Here is a 17841-nt window from a genome sequence, read left to right on the forward strand (position 1 = left end):
GGTGGTTCTCCTCGGGGTGTGCGGTCGGTCGGGGTCAGCGGTACTGCAGGCCGTCGTCGAGGTCGGCCTTCGGCAGCTCGACCCGGTCGACGTCGTGCTCGTGCATGTGGGTCCAGGGCTCGCGGTCGCCCTGCCCGAACATGCGGTGCTGGGAGCGTCCGATGTAGCCGGGGTTGAAGTTGTCCTCCGAGACCCACGGCAGCCGTGGCATGTCGGCGTCCTGGGCCCGCAGCGTGGGCACGACGACCCGGTCCCCCCGCTCGTCCATGCGCGCCAGGATGCGGCCGATCAGGTCGTTGACCAGGTCGATCCGCAGCGTCCAGCTGTGCCGGAAGTACCCGAAGGCGTAGGCCATGTTCGGGATGTCGCTGATCATCAGACCGCGCCAGGTGACGTGCCGGGTGAAGTCGACCGGCTCGCCGTCGACGGTGAAGGGGATGTCGCCGAACACCGCCAGGTCGAAGCCCGTGGCGGTGACGACGACGTCGGCCTCGATCACCTCGCCGGAGGAGACCTGCACGCCCTTCTCGGTGAACTCGGAGATGGTGTCGGTGACGACCGAGGCCTTCCCCTCGCGCATCGCGGCGAAGAAGTCGCCGTCGGGCACGAACGCGATGCGCTGCTGCCACGGCCGGTAGCGGGGGACGAAGTGCTTCTCGACGTCGGTGCCCTCGGGCAGCAGCGGCCGGATGGACTCGACCAGGAACTCGTGCAGCGCGTCCGGGTCGTCGCGGCCGGTGGTCGCCAGCCAGTCGAGCTGCTGGACGTAGGTGCGGCGCAGGATCTCGTGGGTCCACTCGCCGGGCAGGTCGAGCGGCTCCAGCATCGTCGCGAGCTCGTGCACGGTCGGCGCCGGGAACCAGTACGACGGCGAGCGCTGCAGCATCGTCACGTGCTCGGCGGTCGCGGCCGTCGCCGGGACGACCGTCGCCGCGGTCGCGCCGGATCCGATGACCAGCACCTTCTTCCCCGTGACGTCGAGGTCCGACGGCCAGGACTGCGGGTGCACGACCGTCCCGGCGAAGCGCTCGGTGCCCGGCCACTCCGGGGTGTAGGGCTCGTCGTGGTTGTAGTAGCCCTGGCACATCCACAGGAACGACGCGGTCATCCGCAGGGTCTCGCCGGTGTCGGTGCGCGTGACGTCCGCGGTCCAGAGGTTCTCCTCCGAGGACCAGCTCAGCGCGGTGACGCGGTGGTGGTAGCGGATGTGCCCGGCGAGGTCGTCCTCGTCGATGACCTCGCGGAGGTAGGACAGGATCTCCCCGCCCGCTGCGATCGACGGTCCCTTCCACGGCTTGTGCCGGTAGCCGTAGGTGAACAGGTCGCTGTCCGAGCGGGCACCCGGGAAGCGGTGCGTCCACCAGGTCCCACCGGGGGCGTCCTGGGCCTCCAGCAGCACGAAGCTCCGCTCCGGGAACTCCTCCCGCAGCCGGTGCGCGGCGCCGATGCCGGACACCCCGGCCCCGACGATCAGGACGTCGACGTGCTCGGTGGTCGTGGCGGCCATGTGTCCTCCGGGTGTGGGTGTGACGACGGTCTCCCGACGCTAGGACGATCGGTCGGTTCCTCGGGTGTCCGAACTTCGGACACCGGCGGGTGTTGACCGGTGACGCATCATGTGAGGACGAGCACAGAGAGGTGCGTCGATGGGGGATCTGCTCGCACGCCGCCGCGAGCTCGTGTCCGCGCGGGCCGAGCTGCTCGACCGGCCCGACGTCGCGTTGCCCGGCGTGCCCGGCCACGTCGTCGCGTCGTGGCGGCGCAGCATCGCGGGCGGGGTGGACCCGGCGATGATCGTGAACCGGTTCCACCCCGACCTCGACACCGGCTCCCGGCTGGTCCGCTGCGCGCGCCCGGTGATGGAGCAACTGGTCGAGCAGGTCGCCGGGATCGGGGTGTGCGTCGCGCTCACCGACCACCGGGCCCGGCTGCTGGTGCGGCTGGACACCGACGCGGTGATCGCCCGGTCCGCGGACGTCAACGCGTTCGCCGCCGGGTTCGGCTACGCCGAGGGCGCGGTGGGCACCAACGGGGTCGGGACCGTGCTGGAGTCCGGCCGGCCGGTGCACATCGTCGGCGCCGAGCACTTCGTCGAGCAGCTCCACGACTACGCCTGCGCCGGCGCCCCGGTGCGCGACCCGGCGACCGGGCGGATCGAGGCGGTACTCGACCTGTCCTGCCGCGCCGAGCACTCCTCGCCGCTGCTGCTGTCGCTGGTGCGCTCCGCGGCCGCGCGCATCTCCGACGCCCTGCTGCACGACCGCGACCCCGCCCAGCAGGCCCTGTTCGACGCCTACGCCCGCACCGAGTCCCGCACCCGGCGGGCGGTGCTCGCCGTCGGGCGCCGCACGGTGCTGGCGAACACCGCGATGCAGACCCTGCTCGACGCGGGCGACCACGCCGCGCTCACCGACCACGCCCGGTTCCTGCTGCTCCGCGGCCCCGGCGTCGACGACCGGGTGGACCTGCCGTCGGGGACGCGGGCGCGGCTGCGCGGCGCGGTCGTCCCGGTCGGCGGGTCGGTCGCCGGCCTGGTGGCGGTGGTGACGCTGCTGCGCGAGCCCGACGGCGGCGGTCCCGCCGGACCGGTCGCGGCGACCCCGCGGTCCGACGCCGGCGGGGTGAGCCCGGCCTGGCGGGCGGCGCGGGCCGCCGTCGCCGGGGCGCTGGGGGCGGGGGAACCGCTGCTGGTCACCGGCGAGCCCGGCTCCGGCCGGGCGCGGCTGGTCACGGACTCCTGGCCCGGCCCGGTCGTCGAGGTCGGCCCGGACGACGACGGCGCCGATCTCGAGGACCGCGTCCGGCGGGCCGGGCGGCGGGCGCTGGTGCTGCTGCGCGACCTCGACCGGCGCGACGCCGGGGTGCCGCCCGCCGTCGCGCGCGGGGGTCTGCCGACGGCCGGCACCCGCGCGGACACCGCCGTCCCCGACCCCGTCCGCGACGCCGTGCTGGCCCGGTTCCGGGTGTCGGTGCCGGTCCCGCCGCTGCGCGGCCGCCCCGGCGACCTCCCCGGTCTGGTCGCCGCGCTGCTCGCCGAGCTCGCCCCCGGTCGCGACGTGCGGCTGTCCGCCGGGGCGCTGCGGACGGTGAGCAGGCATCCGTGGCCGGGGAACGTGACCGAGCTGCGCGACGCGCTGACCGCGGCCCTGGGCCGGCGGCCGGTGGGCGTGGTCGAGGCGACCGACCTGCCCGAGTCCTGCCAGAGCGCGCCGTCCGGGACGTTGCGGGCGGTGGACCGCGCCGAGCGGGACGCGATCGTCGCCGCGCTGCGCGACACCGACGGGAACCGGGCCGCCGCGGCCGCGGCGCTGGGGGTGGCCCGGTCGACGCTCTACCGGAAGATCGCGCAGTACCGGATCACGGACTGAGCGGGCCGCATCACCCCGTCAGGAACGCGGTCAGCTCCCGCGCCACCTCCTCGGGGCGCTCCTCGGGCAGGTAGTGGTCGGCGTCCAGGGCCGTCCCGTGCACGTCCGTGGCGTAGCCGGCCCACACCGCGGGGACGTCGTAGGACCGCCCGACGAAGGAGTGCGTGCCCCACAGCGCCAGCAGCGGCGCGGTCACCCGTCGGCCGGCGTCCGCGTCGTCGTGGACGCGGTCGATCCCGGCCGCGGCGCGGTAGTCGGCGGACGACGCGGCGATCGCGGCCGGGTCGGCGAAGCAGCGGACGTACTCGGCGACGGCGCGGTCGTCGAACGGGGTGCCGCCGTGGTGGCGCGACCGCATCCGGGCGGTGATCCAGAACTCCGGGTCGCCCCCGATGAGCCGCTCCGGGATCCCGGCCGGGGCGGTGAGGAAGAACCAGTGCCAGTAGCCCAGCCCGAAGCCGGCGTCGGCGGTGTCGAACGCGTGCCGGGTCGGGACGATGTCGAGCACCGCCAGCGCCGACACCGCGTCCGGTGCGTCGAGGGCCAGCCGGTGCGCGACCCGGCCGCCGCGGTCGTGCCCGGCGACGGCGAACCGGTCGAACCCCAGCTCCCGCATGACGGCGAGCTGGTCGGCGGCCATGGCATGCTTGGCGTAGGCGGCGTCGTCCGGACCCGGGGGCGGCTTGGCGCTGTCGCCGTAGCCGCGCAGGTCGGTCGCGACGACGGTGAACCGGTCGGCGAGCAACGGCGCGACCCGGTGCCAGATCGCGTGGGTCTGCGGGTAGCCGTGCAGGAGCAGCAGCGGCGGCCCGGATCCGCCGGTCACGGTGTGCACCGCCGTCCCCGCCGCGTCGACCGTGCGGGCGGTGAACGGGGCGGGCAGCAGGGTCCGCGGGCTCATCGTGCCGGACCCCCGTGGGCTGGGGTAGGACGGGCGGCATGCCGCTGCCGAGCCCCGTGCCGACCGACCCCGTACCGACCGACCCCGAGCCGACCGACCCCGTGCGACCCGGCGCCGCGCTGCCGGACACCGTCCTGCTCTGGGACGCCGACGAGGTCGCCGACCCGCCCCCGGAGCCCTGCTGCCTGGCGGGGACCGCGCCGGGCGACCGGGCCGCGGTCTACCGCACCGGGCCGGGCGGCGGCGTGACGGCGCTGTTCGCGTTCACCGGTCCCGCCGAGCCGCACCCCGGGGGACGGCACGCGGCGGGCGTCGTCGTGCCGGTCGGACGGCCGGTGCCGCGGGCCGAGCTGCTGGCCGACCCGGTGCTCGCGCCGGTGTTCCGGCACCTGCGCGGCCGTCGCAGGCTGCCGCCCGACGCGGCCCGTCGCCTGGTCGCGCTCCTCGCGGGCTGAGCCGCGACGCCCTGCCGCCGGGGCGCGCCGGCCGGGTCGGGACGGGCTCATCCCCGCACGACCTCGGCGATCGCCGCGCCCAGCTCGGCGGTCGTCGCGGTGCCGCCCAGGTCCGGGGTGACGGTCGCGCCGCCCCGCCCGACGACGTCCTCGACCGCGGCCAGCACGGCCGCCGCGGCCTCGTGCTCGCCGAGGTGCTCCAGCATCATCGACCCGCACCAGATCTGGCCGACCGGGTTCGCGACGCCCTTCCCGGCGATGTCCGGTGCGGACCCGTGCACCGGCTCGAACAGGCTCGGGAACTCCCGCTCCGGGTTGATGTTCGCGCTCGGCGCGATGCCGATCGTCCCGGTGCAGGCCGGCCCGAGGTCGGACAGGATGTCGCCGAACAGGTTGCTGGCGACCACGACGTCGAAGCGCTCCGGGCTCATCACGAACCGCGCCGCCAGGATGTCGATGTGGGAGGAGTCGACGTCGACGTCGGGGTACTGCGCCGCCATCGCCGCGACCCGCTCGTCCCAGTACGGCATGGTGATCGCGATGCCGTTGGACTTCGTCGCCGAGGTCAGGTGCCGGTTCGGGTGCCGCCGCGCGAGCTCGAAGGCGTAGCGCAGGATCCGGTCGACGCCGGTGCGCGTCATGACGGTCTCCTGGATCACGATCTCGCGGTCGGTGCCGGAGAACATCCGCCCGCCCACCGACGAGTACTCGCCCTCGGTGTTCTCCCGGACGATCAGCATGTCGATGTCGCCGGGAGAGCGGCCGGCGAGCGGGGCGGCGACGCCGGGCAGCAGCCGGGCCGGGCGCAGGTTGACGTACTGGTCGAAGCGGCGGCGGAACTGCAGCAGGCTGCCCCACAGCGACACGTGGTCGGGCAGCACCTCCGGCCACCCGACGGCGCCGAAGAACAACGCGTCGAAGCCGCGCAGCTGCTCGAACCAGTCCTCGGGCAGCATCGTGCCGTGCTCGAGCCAGTGGTCGGCGCTCGCGAAGCCGAACTCGGTGAACTCCAGCCCGATCCCGAACCGCTCCGCGGCCGCGGTCAGCACGCGGACGCCCTCCGGGACGACCTCCTTGCCGATCCCGTCGCCCGGGATGACGGCGATGCGGTGCGCGGTCATGTCGTGTCCTCCTCGACTCGGTTGCTTCTATCCTGATCGGCGAACCGGACGCGGTGAACCGTCGTCCGGACCGGACAGTCTTTCCGTAGGGGAAAGGAGTGGGTGTGGAGCTGCCCGAGCTCGACGACCTGCGCTTCTTCGCCGGGGTCGCCGCCGCGGGCACGCTGACCGAGGTGGCGCGCCAGTGGGGTGTGTCGGTGTCGGCGGTCAGCAAGCGCCTCGCCCGCCTGGAACGACGTCTGGGCGTCCGCCTGGTCAACCGGTCCACCCGACGTCTCACCCTGACCGACGAGGGCCGCCGCTACGCCGAGGGCGCCCGCGACGTGCTGGGCCGGATCGACGACCTGGAGGACGAGATCGGCCGGCGTCGCTCGGGGCTGCACGGGCGGATCGCGGTGCACTCGTCGATGGGGTTCGGCCGGGCGCACGTCGCGCCGCTGCTCGGCACGTTCGAGGCGGCCAACCCGGATCTGCGCATCGACCTGGAACTGTCACACCTGCCGGTCGCCGTCGGCGGGTCCGGCTACGACTTCGCGGTGCGTGTCGGACCGCTGCCCGACTCGCGGTTGCACGCCCGGGTTCTGCACCGCAACCGGCGCGTGGTGTGCGCGGCGCCGTCGTACCTGGGCCGCCGCGGCGCCCCGCGCACCCCCGCCGACCTGGCAGGACACGACTGCATCGTGATCCGGGAGAACGACACCGCCTACGCCCACTGGCGTTTCGGGACCGACGCCGACGCCGCCGGGGTCCGCGTGACGGGCGCGATGACCTGCAACGACGGCGAGGTCGCGACGGCGTGGTGCCGGGCCGGCCGCGGGCTGGTGATGCGCTCGCTGTGGCAGGTGGCGCCGCTGCTCGCGTCGGGGGAGCTGGTGCAGGTGCTGGCGGACATCCCGACGCCGTCGGCGGACCTGCTGGCGGTGCACGGTGCGGACCCGCCCCGGCGGGTCCGCGCGGTGCTCGACCACCTCGTCGACGGGCTGGCGGAGCGGCTGCCGGTCAGGCCGGCTCCCGTTCCCGCCGCCGCGTCCACGGCCACGTGATCACCGCCCACCCCACCGCGACCAGCACGAACTCGACGACCAGGTAGACCGGCCACGGACCCAGCAGGTCCAGCGCGGAGGCGTTGGTCGGCTTGTGGGCGAGGAAGCCGTAGTTGGTGCCCGCGGCCAGGTTGAACGGCAGCACCACCGCCGCCCAGGCGATCGTGGCCGCCAGCGTCACGGCCATCCCGCGCCAGGTCGGCCGCACCCCGGTGCCCCAGGTCAGGTACACCGCGGCCCACGTCACCAGCAGGTGCAGCGCCCAGAAGTGCAGGAACGCGACGTGCGGGAAGTCGGGGGAGTCGGTGGCCGGGGTGAGCAGCGCCTGCGGGGTCAGCGTGAGACCCCAGTAGTACAGCGGTGCGCACGCCCACCAGCGCCGTGTCCACAGGGCGACCGCGGCGGTGATCCACGACAGGTCCGACAGCTGCAGCGGCAGCGAGATGTGCACGTCGAAGGTCTGCGGGGTCAGCAGCCGCAGCTGCAGCGGCACCAGCAGCACGACGACCACGACGGCGAACGCCCGCGAGACGCCCGGCTCGGCGGGGGTGCCGCGCAGCCGTCGTCCCAGGGCCACCAGCGCGACGGCGCCGAGGACCCCGACGGTCAGCGCGGCCCAGTGGGTCGCGCCGTAGGGCACGAAGACGCCGGTGTCTCCCATCGCCCGATCATGACGGACCGGGCAGCGCCGCGAGCAACCGCCACAGCGGGCGCTGCACCGCGTCGGGGATCCCGGCGAGGGAGAAGTCCAGGTCGTGGGCGACGTTGAGTCGCGCGAGGCGGCGCAGCGGCGGCAGTCGCCCGGCCGTCGCCAGGATCCGGAACTGCTCCTCCAGGGGCCCGGCGGGGGTCTCGACGGTGCGCACGCGCACCGGGCCGTCGCCCCCGTTGCCGAACGAGTGCGTGACGCCTGGCGGCACCACGATCCCGTCGCCGGGGTGCAGCAGGCTCGTCCAGCCCCCGGCCCGTACCCGCAGGACGCCCTCGAGCACGGTGAACGACTCGGTGGCGCCCCGGTGCCGGTGCGGCGGGGGACCGGCCACCCCGGGCGGTACGACGGCCTCGAACTCGAAGGCCGGGGCGCCGCTGTGCAGCACGTCGATCGTCTCGCCGGACGGCATCTCGATGCGGCTCACGGCGGCCTCCCGGCTCAGGCGCCGGCGGTCCCGGCGGCCTCGGCGTCGTCGTCGGTGTCGTTCTTCTTCTTCCGCTTCGGCACCAGGTGCGCCACGGCGACGATCACCGCGCCGACCACGACCCCGAGGATCGCCGAGCCGACGGTGTTGGTGAGCCAGCCCAGGAACCCGCCCAGCGCACCGGTCGCGTCGGCGACGGCCACCTCCAGATGGTGCACCAGGTCGTAGATCGGGGAGAAGCCCAGCTCATCCATCCCGACGAGCAGGATGTGCCCGCCGACCCACAGCATCGCCGCGACGCCGACGACCGACAGCGTCGTCAGCACGATCGGCATGGCCTTCACCAGCCCGCGCCCGAACGACGCGACGGGGCCGGAGCCGCGCTTCGCCAGGGCCAGGCCGGCGTCGTCCATCTTCACGATGAGCGCGACCGCGCCGTAGACGAGCGCGGTGATCGCGACGGCGACGACGGCCAGGATGATCGCCCGGGACACGATGCCCTCGGCCGCCACCTCGTTCAGCGCGATGACCATGATCTCGGCCGAGAGGATGAAGTCGGTGCGCACGGCGCCGGAGACGACGGTCCGCTCGTGTTCGGCCGGGTCGGTGGCGGCCTTCTCGTCGCGCTCCTCGGGATGCTCGGAGTGCCCGGAGAAGTACTCCCAGAGCTTCTCCGCGCCCTCGTAGGCCAGGTAGCAGCCGCCGACCATCAGGATCGGTGTCAGCAGCCACGGCGCGAACTGGGAGAGGATCAGCGCGACCGGCAGGATGAACACGATCTTGTTGATCAGCGAGCCCCTGGCGATCCGCCAGATGATCGACAGTTCGCGTTCGGGCTTGAGCCCCTGCACGTAGCGGGGGGTGACCGCGGCGTCGTCGACGACCACACCCGCGGCCTTGGCCCCCGCGCGCCCGGCCGCGCCGGCGACGTCGTCGAGGGAGGCCGTCGTCAGGCGCACCAGCGCCGCGACGTCGTCGAGCAGGGCGAACAGTCCGCTCACCGGGTCACCGTCCGTTGCATGGCCGAATCCGTGCGCACGCGCGGAGCCTACGGGGAGAGCGGGACGAACGGGACCGAACCCGCCCGATCGCGGGGCTTGACCGTGCCGCGGCGGCACGGTGTCGACTGGGCCCATGGCAGAGGACACGACCACCGCCGCGCCGACCGCGACGACCGCAGGCCCGGACACCGTGGACCCGTCGGACCCGGTCGCCGGCTTCTCCGCGCTGCGCGAGGTGGCCGCGGCCGTCGAGATCCCGCTGGAGGTGCCCGGGCGGCCGACCCAACAGGGGCTGATGGTGACCCGGCACGCCGAGGTCCGCGCGATGCTCACCGACGACCGCTTCCGGCACGACGCCGCCGCGGTGCCGGAGGCGGAGAACTTCCTGCGCAACGCCCAGACCGGCCTGATCGGGCTGCCCGAGGACCTCGACCTGCTCCGCCGTCCGATGCTGGGCCGCGACGGCGAGGACCACGCGCGGCTGCGCCGGCTGGTGTCGCGGGCGTTCACGGTGCGCCGGGTGAACGGGCTGCGCCCCCGCGTCGGGGCGATCGTCGACGGCCTGCTCGACGACGTCGCCGCGGCCGGTGCCGACGGCACCCCGGTCGACCTGGTGGAGGCGCTGGCCTACCCGGTGCCGATCGCGGTCATCTGCGAGCTCGTCGGCGTGCCGGAGGGCGACCGGGACCGCTGGCGGGAGTTCGCCCGGCTGCTGATCCAGCCCGACCCCGCGCGGATGCCCGACGTCGCCCGGGGGATGGTCGCCCACGTCCGGGACCTGATCGAGGCCCGTCGCCGGGAGCCTGCCGGCGACCTGCTGTCCGGGCTGGTCGCGGCGCACGACGAGGACGGCGACCGGCTCTCGGAGCAGGAGCTCGTCGACATGACGGTGAACCTGACCGTCGCCGGGTTCGAGACGACCGCGCACGTGCTGGCCAAGGGCACCCTCGCACTGCTCAGCCGCCCGGGCGAGCTCGCCGCGCTGCGGGCGGACCCGCAGCTGTGGCCGACGGCGGTGCACGAGCTGGTCCGCACCTGCGGCCCGATCCCGGCCGGGGCCCCGCGCTACGCGGCCGAGGACACCGAGATCGCCGGGACACCGGTGCCCGCCGGGACCGCGGTGCTGCCCGGCCTGCTGCCGGCGAACTTCGACCCACGCGTCGTCGACCGGCCCGACGAGCTGGACGTGCGCCGCGACCCCGGACGCGGCGAGGGGCACCTCGGGTTCGGGCACGGCGCGCACTACTGCCTCGGCGCCGCGCTGGCCCGCCAGGAGGTCGAGGTCGTGCTGTCGGCGCTGGTCACACGCTTCCCGGGGCTCCGGCTCGCCGAACCGGCGGACGGCCCGTCGCGGCTGGGGTTCGAGCGGCTGCCCGCCCTGCCCGTCCACGTCGACCGCCCGCCGGAAGGCTGACGCTCAGCGCGCCGCGCGGGTCTCGTAGAGCCGGCGCGACCACAGCAGGCTCCCGACGGTGATCACCACGCACCAGCCGACGGCGAGCGCGGCGTCGGCGCCGAGCCCGGCCCCGCTGCCGGGCCCGGCACCGAGCAGACCGCGCAGGGTGTCGATGACCGGGGTGAACGGCTGGTACTCCGCGAACCACCGCAGCCCGGCCGGCATCGAGTCCACCGGCACGAACCCGCTGCCCAGGAACGGCAGCAGCATCAGGAACATCGGGGTGTTGCTGGCCGTCTCCACACTGGCGGCGGCGAGCCCGAGGGCCACGGTCAGCCAGGTCAGGGCGACCGTGAGCAGGATCAACATCCCGGCGACGCCCAGCCAGGCGAGCGGTCCGGCACCGCTGCGGAAACCGAGCGCCAGCGCCACCCCGAGCACGACGACCAGACCGACCGCGGTCTGCACGAACGCGCCGACGACGTGCCCGGTGAGGACGCTGGACCGGGCGATCGCCATCGTCCGGAAGCGGGCGACGACGCCCTCGGTCATGTCGGTGGCGACCCCGATGGCGGTGCCCATCGCGACGCTCGCGACGGTCAGCAGCAGCACCGCGGGGGTGACGAAGGCCAGGTAGTCGTCGCGGTCACCGCCCAGTCCGGCGCCCATCGTGCCGCCCAGGACGTAGACGAACAGCAGCAGGAACACCAGCGGCTGGGCGATCAGCATGATCGTCAGCGAGGGGTAGCGGCGCAGGTGCCGGATGCGGCGGCGCAGCATCGTCACCGAGTCGGTGAGCAGGCGGGGACGGTCGAGGGCGGTGGTGTCCATGACGGCGGCGCTCATGACGCGGCCACCTCCGGGGTGATCGGGTGGCCGGTGAGGGCCAGGAAGACGTCGTCGAGGTCGGGGGTGTGGGTGGTCAGCTCCTCGGGTTCCACCCCGGTCCCGGCGAGGCGGTCCAGCAGGTCCCGCAGGTCGCGGGCCCCGGCGGCGGGCAGCTGCAGCGTCACCGCGGCGGTGTCGGCGACGGCGGCGGGCAGCACGGTGCGGGCGGCGGCGAGGGCGTCGTCGTCGGCGAAGCGCAGGCGCACGTGCCCGCCGGGGACCCGGGCCTTGAGCTGCGCCGGGGTGCCGCGGGCGACGAGCCGGCCCCCGTCCAGGACGGCCACCTCGTCGGCGAGCTGGTCGGCCTCCTCCAGGTACTGGGTGGTCAGCAGCACGGTCACGCCGCGGCCGACGAGGTCGCGCACGGCGTCCCACAGGCCGCGGCGGCTGCGCGGGTCCAGCCCGGTGGTCGGCTCGTCGAGGAACAGCACCTGCGGGTCGGAGACCAGCGTCATGGCCAGGTCCAGCCTCCGGCGTATCCCGCCGGAGTAGGTCCCGGCCCGGCGGTCCGCGGCGTCGGCGAGGTCGAACCGGTCGAGCAGCTCGCGTACCCGTTCCCGGCGCCGCCCGCGGGGCAGGTGGTGCAGGTCGGCCATGAGCCGCAGGTTCTCCGCCCCGGTCAGCAGGCCGTCGACGGCGGAGAACTGGCCGGTCACCCCGATCGCGGCGCGGACGCCGTCGGGGTCGGTCGCCGGGTCCCTCCCGGCGATGCGGATCCGGCCGGAGTCCGGCGCGAGCAGCGTCGACAGGATCCGGACCAGGGTGGTCTTGCCGGCGCCGTTCGGGCCGAGCAGGGCGAGCACGGTCCCGGCGGGGACGTCGAGGTCGATGCCGCGGAGCACGGCGTGGTCGCCGTAGGACTTGTGCAGGGCGGCGACGGCGACGGCGGGCGGGGGTGTGGGCACGGTGGTTCCTCTCGTGGTGGTGACGGTGGACGGCGGTGCTCAGGCGCGGCGGACGACGATGTCGCCCTCGCGGGACCGGGCGTGCACGGCGACGGTGTCGACGGCGTCGCCGTCCGGGGCCTCGCGCGGTGCGAGGTCGTTGCCGACCCGGCCGGTGGTGTCGAGGTCGAGCCAGGCGGCGCTGCCCTGCGCGACGCCGATCTCCAGCCGGCCGTGCGTGCTGGTCAGCGACACCTCGCCGCGGTGGACGCGGCCGAGCCGGACGTCGCCGTAGGCGGTGCGCACGCGGGCGCCCGCGCCGAGCTCGTCGACGTCGATGGGGCCGTGCGTGCCGGTCAGCTCGGCGTCGCCGGTCAGCTCGTCGGCGCGGATGCCGCCGTGCTTGCTGCTGAGCGTCGCGGTTCCGCCGACGCGGTGGATCTGCATGCCGCCGTGGTCGGAGCGGACCGTGGCGTCCCCGGTGACGGTTCCGCCGATCCGGACGTGACCGAAGCCGGTGCTCAGGTCGGCGGAGGCGGCGTCGTCGACGCGGACGTCGCCGAAACGGGTGCGGGCCTCGCAGGCCCCGAGCGGGCCCTCGACGACGATCCCGCCGTAGGTGGTGGCGGCGGTCAGAGCCGACCCGGCGGGCAGGGCGATCCCGACCTCGATCGAGCGGCCGGGGGTGCGCGGGGTGAGCTTCTGCAGCAGCCCGAGCTGCGGGCCGGTGACGCGCAGCTCCCGCCCGGTCAGCTCGACCCGGACCCGGTCGGCGTGGGCGCGGTCGGCGTCGGAGCTGCGGACCTCGACGACGGTGTCGGTGCGGTCCGACGCGGTCACCCGCAGCTCGCCGATGGCGAGGTCCACGATCGCGGTGACGGGCTCGGGGGTGTCATAGGTGGGCACGGGGCATCGCCTCCTCGGCGTCGCGGTGACGCCGTGAGTCAGGGGTGGGTGGCAGAGGTCGTGTGGCTCAGCCGAACCAGCCGACGCGGCCGCGGCGGGCGGCGTCGGGACGGTCGGGCGCGGTGGCGGGGCGGTCCAGCGCGGCCGCGGCCACACGGGTCAGCCAGGTGTTCACGCTGAGGCCGTCCCGCCCGGCGGCCTCCTCGATCCGGGTCTTGAGCGTCTCCGGCGGCCGGAAGTTGATCCGGGCGACCGGCCCGGACTCGCCGTCGGCGCCCGCCGGTGGCGATGGCGCCACGGGTGGCGCCTCCGTCGCCGGGGGTGCCGACGGCGGGGCCGACCCTGCGGTGACGACGAACTCGGGGTCGCTGCCGCGCAGCCGCACGTGCACCGACCCCGGTGCGAGCTCGAGGGTGATCTCGTCGGCCGCCGCGGCCAGCGCCTCGAGCAGGACCAGGCGGGTCGTCGACGTCAGGGGCGTGAGCAGCCGTTCCGCGGCCGCCCGCGTGTCCTCGCCCGCGGCCTCGCCCAGTGCGGCGAACTCGGTGCGCAGGCGGTCGACATATCCGTCCAACTCCATGGCGCAACGATGGCGCACGATGGCGCCATCGTCAAGGGAGTGGCGCCACGGAGGTCGGTCGGCGCCGCGGGCTTGACCCTGCCGCGACGGCACGGTGTCCGATGGACCGGACCTGCTGACGCCGTCGAGGGAGTACGTCGTGGACCGCACCACCTGCCCGGTCGCCGCCTTCGGGCGCCTGCGTGAACAGGGGCCCGTCGTGGCGATGCCGGAGTCGCCGATGGTCGCGGCGTCGCTCGTCACCCGGTACGACGACGTGCACGCCCTGCTCCTCGACCCGCGGTTCCGCAACGACCCCACCGGGGTGCCCGGCGCCGGGGACGTCATGGGCCCGCTCCTGACGGGGCTCGGGCTGCCGCCGGAGCTCGACCACCTCGGCCGGGGCCTGCTCGTCCGCGACGGCTCCGACCACGCCCGGCTGCGCCGGCTCGTCTCGCGGGCGTTCACCGTGCGCCGGGTCGCCGCGCTGCGCCCGCGCGTGGAGCAGCTCACCGCCGAGCTGCTCGACGACGTCGCGGCCGCCGGCGCCGACGGCAGCCCGGTCGACCTGCTGCCCACGGTGTTCCGCGCGCTGCCGATCGCGGTGATCTGCGAGCTCGTCGGCGTCCCGGTGGAGCAGCGCGGACTCTGGCGGGAGCTGGCCGCCCTGCTCGTCGCACCCGACCCGGAGCGGATGCCCGACGTGGCGCGCGCCGTCGTCGCACAGATCCACGAGCTCGTCGCGGCCCGGCGGGCCGACCCGCGCGACGACCTGGTCGACGTGCTCGTCGCGGTGCACGACGACGGCGACCGGCTCACCGCCGACGAGCTGGACGTCCTGCTGTTCGACCTGGTCGTCGCCGGGTTCGAGACGACCGCGCACGTGCTGTCCCGGTCGACGCTGGCCCTGCTGACCCGCCCCGACCAGCTCGCGACGCTGCGCGCCGAGCCGTGGCGGTGGCCCACCGCGGTGCACGAGATCGTGCGGACCTGCGGCGCGGTCCCGGTGAGCACGCCCCGGTACGCGAGCGCCGACGTCGTCGTCGGCGACACCCGGATCGCGGCGGGGGAGTCGGTGACGGCCGGGCTGGTCACCGCGAACTTCGACCCGCGCCGGTACGACCGGCCCGACGAGCTCGACGTGACCCGGGACCCGGGCCGCGGTGAGGGGCACCTCGGGTTCGGCCAGGGCGCCCACTACTGCCTGGGGGCCGCGCTGGCCCGTACCGAGCTCGAGATCGGGCTGCGAGCGCTGGTCACCCGGTTCCCCGCCCTCCGCCTCGCCGAACCCGCCGACGGCCCCGCCGACCTGGGGTTCGTGCGGACCGGCGCGGTGGAGGTGCGGGTGAACCCGGTCCCCACCCGTTCGGGTGGCGCGCATCCACCGCCGTCCTGAGACAGTGATGTGGGTCACCGGTCGCGCCGCGGCGGCCGGGTGTCGGACCGGAGCGGGGGCGGTCGGGGATGACGGCGACGTCGGCGGTGCGGGCGGTCCACGACGATCCGGCCCGGCCCGCGGGTTTCCGCGGCCCCGGCCATGTCCACAAGGTCATCGCCCGGCGGCGGCTGACCGACCTGCTCGACCGGGAGGGGCCGCGCCCGCTGACCGTCATCCACGCCCCGGCCGGGTACGGCAAGACCACCGTGGCCGTCCAGTGGCTCCAGATGCTCCACGCCCGCGGCGCCACCGTCGCCTGGATGGGTCTGCACCGCGACGACGACACACCGCACTGGTTCCTCTCGCACCTGCTGGGCACCGTCCGCGGGGTCCTGCCCGACCCCGCCTCGGTCGACGACCTGCTCGGGCTCATCGAGCAGAACGCCGAGGACACCCGCACGTACACGGTCTCGGCCCTGCTGGAGATCCTCGGCGCGCACCCCGGGCCCTTCGTCCTGGCTCTCGACGACTGGCACCTCGTCGAGAGCCCCGAGGTGCACCGCACGCTGATGCAGCTGCTCGACCTCGCCCCGCCGAACCTGGTCGTCGTGCTGACCAGCCGCCGTCGGCCACGGCTGCCGCTGAGCCGGTTGCGGGTCGGCGCCCGGCTCACCGAGATCGACGCCGACGCCCTGCGCTTCGACCTGGTCGAGACCCGGGAGTTCCTGGTCGAGCTGAACGGACTGTGCCTGGGTGGCGACGACGTCGCCCGGCTGTCGGAGGGGACCGACGGCTGGGTCGCGGCCCTGCAGCTGGCGTCGCTGTCGCTGCGCGACACCGACGACCCGGAGACGCTGATCCGCGGCTTCTCCGGCCGCCACCACTCGGTGGGGGAGTACCTCGCGGAGAACGTGCTCGACGCGCTGCCCGCCGACCTGCTCGACCTGCTGCTGGCGACCTCGGTGTGCGACCGGCTCTGCGGCGGCCTCGCCGGGGCGCTGGCAGGGCGGCCCGACGGCGGGGCGGCACTGGCCGAGCTGGAGTCGCGGGACCTGTTCCTGCGGGCGCTGGATCCCGAGCGGGAGTGGTTCCGCTACCACCACCTGTTCGCCGAGTACCTGCGCCGCAGGCTGGAGCGCGACCGCCCGGGCCGGGCCGCGGAGCTGCACCGGCGTGCCTCGGCCTGGTTCGCCGGGCACGACCTGGTCACCGAGGCCGTCGTCCACGCGCTCGCGGGCGGCGACGTCGCCGGGGCCACCGACCTCGTCGAACGGCACGCCATGCCGCTGGTCGAGCACAGCCGGATGGTGAGCCTGCTCGGGCTGGTCCGTCGGCTGCCGCCGACCGCCGTCGACGGGCGTCCGCGGCTGCTGATGGCCGTGGCCTGGGCGAACTGCCTGCTGCAACGCAGCGACGCCGCGCAGGCCACGCTCGACGTCCTGCGCGCGGCGCTGCCGGCCGACGACGCCCACGACGAGTTGCACAGCGAGGCCGACGTCGTACAGGCGTGCATCGACGTCTACGCCGACCGCACCGACCGCGCCGAGCTGCTGGTCCGGCGCAGCCTGGACCGGTCACTCGTGTACCGGCCGTGGGTGGTCGCGGTCGCGGCGAACATCCAGTCCTTCTGCGACCTGCACGCGGGACGTTTCGAGCGCGCCCGGGAGCGTCAGCGGTGGGCACGCCGCGTCCACGACCGCGCCGGCGGACCGTTCGCCGGGGTCTACGGCCGCTGTTTCGCCGGGATCGCCGCGCTGTCGACCCTCGACGTCGACGGGGCCGAACGGCAGCTGCGCGACGCGGTGGCGCTGGCCCGGGAGATGGCCGGGCGGCGCTCGCACGCCGCACAGCTCGCCGGGGCGCTGCTGGGGGAGCTGTGCCACCTGCGGGGCGAGCGCGAGGAGGCAGAGCGGCTGCTGACCGAGAGCGCGGAGCTGGGCGCGGAGAGCGGCGTCGTCGACTTCATGGTCGCCAGCTACGCGCTGCTGGCCCGGATCCGGGCCGCAACCGGCGCCGGGGACGAGTCGGCCGAGCTGCTCGCCGAGGGGGCCCGGGTCGCGGACCGGCTCGGGCTGCCCCGGCTGCGGGCCGCCGTCGGCGCGGAGCGGATCGACCAGTTGATCGTCCGCGGCCGCATCCGGCAGGCCCGCCGGGCCGCGCAGGAGCTGCCGACCGGCGCCGACCTCGACGGCGGGATCGCCGTCCGGGTGGACTCCGTCCGCGTCGCCGCGCTGGCCGCGGTGCTCGCGGCCGAGGGCGAGACCGACCGCGCGATCGCGCTGTTGGAGGAGCTCGCCGCCGAGGCCCGCCGCCGGGGCCGGGTGCGGGAGGAGACCGAGCTGACCGTACGCCTGGCCGGGGTGCTGGAGAGCGCGTCACGGCGGCTCGCGGCCGAGCGGATCCTGGCCCCGGCGCTGGAACGGGCGGTGACCGCCGGCGCCCCCCAGCTGGTCCTCGACGGTGGGCGCGAGGTCCGTGCGGTCGTCGCCCGGCTGCGGGCACGCGTGGCGACCGACGGTGCGGGCGATCCGGCGCCGGATCGGCTGGCGTCGCTGCTCGACGGCGGGGCCGCCGCGGCCGGATCGGCCGAGGAGGCCGGGCTGACCGCGCGGGAGCGGGAGATCCTCGTGATGCTCGACCTCGGCCGGGACAACCGCGGTATCGCCGACGGGCTCGGCGTCACCGTCAACACCGTGAAGTGGTACCTGAAGCACATCTACGGCGCGCTCGGCGTGCGCAACCGCACCGAGGCCGTGTCGGTGGCCCGCCGCCGCGGCCTGCTCGGCTGACCGCGGCGGCGGGCCG

16 protein-coding genes are annotated in these 17841 nt (G+C 75.2%); 6 read left to right on the plus strand and 10 right to left on the minus strand.

The window, feature by feature from the left end; translation table 11 throughout:
• Positions 1 to 34: 34 nt before the first annotated feature.
• A complete protein-coding gene (locus MTO91_RS03460) occupies positions 35 to 1507 on the minus strand; it encodes a flavin-containing monooxygenase (protein ID WP_405419622.1) in 1473 nt (490 codons plus the stop codon).
• A gap of 139 nt (positions 1508 to 1646) precedes the next feature.
• Here MTO91_RS03460 and MTO91_RS03465 point away from each other — a divergent pair, with 139 nt between their 5' ends.
• Positions 1647 to 3368 (plus strand): sigma-54-dependent Fis family transcriptional regulator, encoded by a 1722-nt coding sequence (locus tag MTO91_RS03465; RefSeq protein WP_251786957.1) that lies wholly within the window; start codon positions 1647 to 1649, stop codon positions 3366 to 3368.
• Positions 3369 to 3378: 10 nt separating this feature from the next.
• Here the strand turns inward: MTO91_RS03465 and MTO91_RS03470 are convergent, their stop codons facing one another.
• Positions 3379 to 4269: an alpha/beta fold hydrolase gene (locus tag MTO91_RS03470; RefSeq protein ID WP_476653780.1), complete on the minus strand. Its 891-nt coding sequence runs from the start codon at positions 4267 to 4269 to the stop codon at positions 3379 to 3381.
• A 38-nt stretch (positions 4270 to 4307) separates the two neighbouring features.
• Here MTO91_RS03470 and MTO91_RS03475 point away from each other — a divergent pair, with 38 nt between their 5' ends.
• A complete protein-coding gene (locus MTO91_RS03475) occupies positions 4308 to 4724 on the plus strand; it encodes a hypothetical protein (protein ID WP_476653781.1) in 417 nt (138 codons plus the stop codon).
• 47 nt (positions 4725 to 4771) lie between these two features.
• Here MTO91_RS03475 and MTO91_RS03480 read toward each other — a convergent pair whose 3' ends face one another.
• Entirely contained in the window at positions 4772 to 5845 is a 1074-nt protein-coding gene (locus tag MTO91_RS03480; RefSeq protein WP_251786960.1) for a tartrate dehydrogenase, read from the minus strand.
• A gap of 104 nt (positions 5846 to 5949) precedes the next feature.
• Here MTO91_RS03480 and MTO91_RS03485 point away from each other — a divergent pair, with 104 nt between their 5' ends.
• The gene (locus MTO91_RS03485; protein WP_476653782.1) at positions 5950 to 6888 is read left to right on the plus strand and encodes a LysR family transcriptional regulator; all 939 of its coding nucleotides are present in this window, start codon (positions 5950 to 5952) and stop codon (positions 6886 to 6888) included.
• On the opposite strand, the gene MTO91_RS03490 is transcribed toward MTO91_RS03485, so the two are convergent.
• Genes MTO91_RS03490 through MTO91_RS03500 form a run of 3 tightly spaced genes read right to left on the minus strand, consistent with a single transcriptional unit; the run spans position 6845 to position 9025 of the window.
• Positions 6845 to 7549 carry a YwaF family protein gene (locus tag MTO91_RS03490; RefSeq protein ID WP_405419606.1) on the minus strand — a complete coding sequence of 235 codons (705 nt, stop codon included), beginning with the start codon at positions 7547 to 7549 and terminating at the stop codon, positions 6845 to 6847. The two genes, MTO91_RS03485 and MTO91_RS03490, sit on opposite strands and share 44 nt — an antisense overlap.
• 7 nt (positions 7550 to 7556) lie before the next feature.
• Positions 7557 to 8024, minus strand: coding sequence for a cupin domain-containing protein (locus tag MTO91_RS03495; protein WP_405419603.1), 468 nt, complete (start codon positions 8022 to 8024; stop codon positions 7557 to 7559).
• A gap of 14 nt (positions 8025 to 8038) precedes the next feature.
• Complete coding sequence (locus MTO91_RS03500) at positions 8039 to 9025, minus strand: DUF808 domain-containing protein (protein ID WP_476653783.1); 987 nt, start codon at positions 9023 to 9025, stop codon at positions 8039 to 8041.
• 133 nt (positions 9026 to 9158) lie between these two features.
• On the opposite strand from MTO91_RS03500, the gene MTO91_RS03505 reads away from it, so the two are divergent.
• The gene (locus MTO91_RS03505) at positions 9159 to 10439 is read left to right on the plus strand and encodes a cytochrome P450 family protein (protein WP_100879515.1); all 1281 of its coding nucleotides are present in this window, start codon (positions 9159 to 9161) and stop codon (positions 10437 to 10439) included.
• A 3-nt stretch (positions 10440 to 10442) separates the two neighbouring features.
• Here MTO91_RS03505 and MTO91_RS03510 read toward each other — a convergent pair whose 3' ends face one another.
• The 4 genes from MTO91_RS03510 to MTO91_RS03525 form a co-directional block, all read right to left on the minus strand.
• Entirely contained in the window at positions 10443 to 11267 is an 825-nt protein-coding gene (locus MTO91_RS03510) for an ABC transporter permease (protein ID WP_476653784.1), read from the minus strand.
• Entirely contained in the window at positions 11264 to 12214 is a 951-nt protein-coding gene (locus MTO91_RS03515; protein ID WP_476653785.1) for an ATP-binding cassette domain-containing protein, read from the minus strand. Before MTO91_RS03515 ends, MTO91_RS03510 begins: the two co-directional genes overlap by 4 nt.
• A 39-nt stretch (positions 12215 to 12253) precedes the next feature.
• Complete coding sequence (locus MTO91_RS03520) at positions 12254 to 13099, minus strand: DUF4097 family beta strand repeat-containing protein (RefSeq protein WP_476653786.1); 846 nt, start codon at positions 13097 to 13099, stop codon at positions 12254 to 12256.
• 67 nt (positions 13100 to 13166) lie between these two features.
• Entirely contained in the window at positions 13167 to 13679 is a 513-nt protein-coding gene (locus MTO91_RS03525; RefSeq protein ID WP_405419587.1) for a hypothetical protein, read from the minus strand.
• A 139-nt stretch (positions 13680 to 13818) separates the two neighbouring features.
• On the opposite strand from MTO91_RS03525, the gene MTO91_RS03530 reads away from it, so the two are divergent.
• Both MTO91_RS03530 and MTO91_RS03535 read left to right on the plus strand, forming a co-directional pair.
• Entirely contained in the window at positions 13819 to 15054 is a 1236-nt protein-coding gene (locus MTO91_RS03530) for a cytochrome P450 family protein (protein ID WP_476653787.1), read from the plus strand.
• 68 nt (positions 15055 to 15122) lie between these two features.
• Positions 15123 to 17825 carry a winged helix-turn-helix domain-containing protein gene (locus MTO91_RS03535; protein WP_476653788.1) on the plus strand — a complete coding sequence of 901 codons (2703 nt, stop codon included), beginning with the start codon at positions 15123 to 15125 and terminating at the stop codon, positions 17823 to 17825.
• The last annotated feature ends 16 nt before the right edge of the window (positions 17826 to 17841 follow it).

This window comes from Pseudonocardia sp. 2-7, assembly GCF_056341085.1.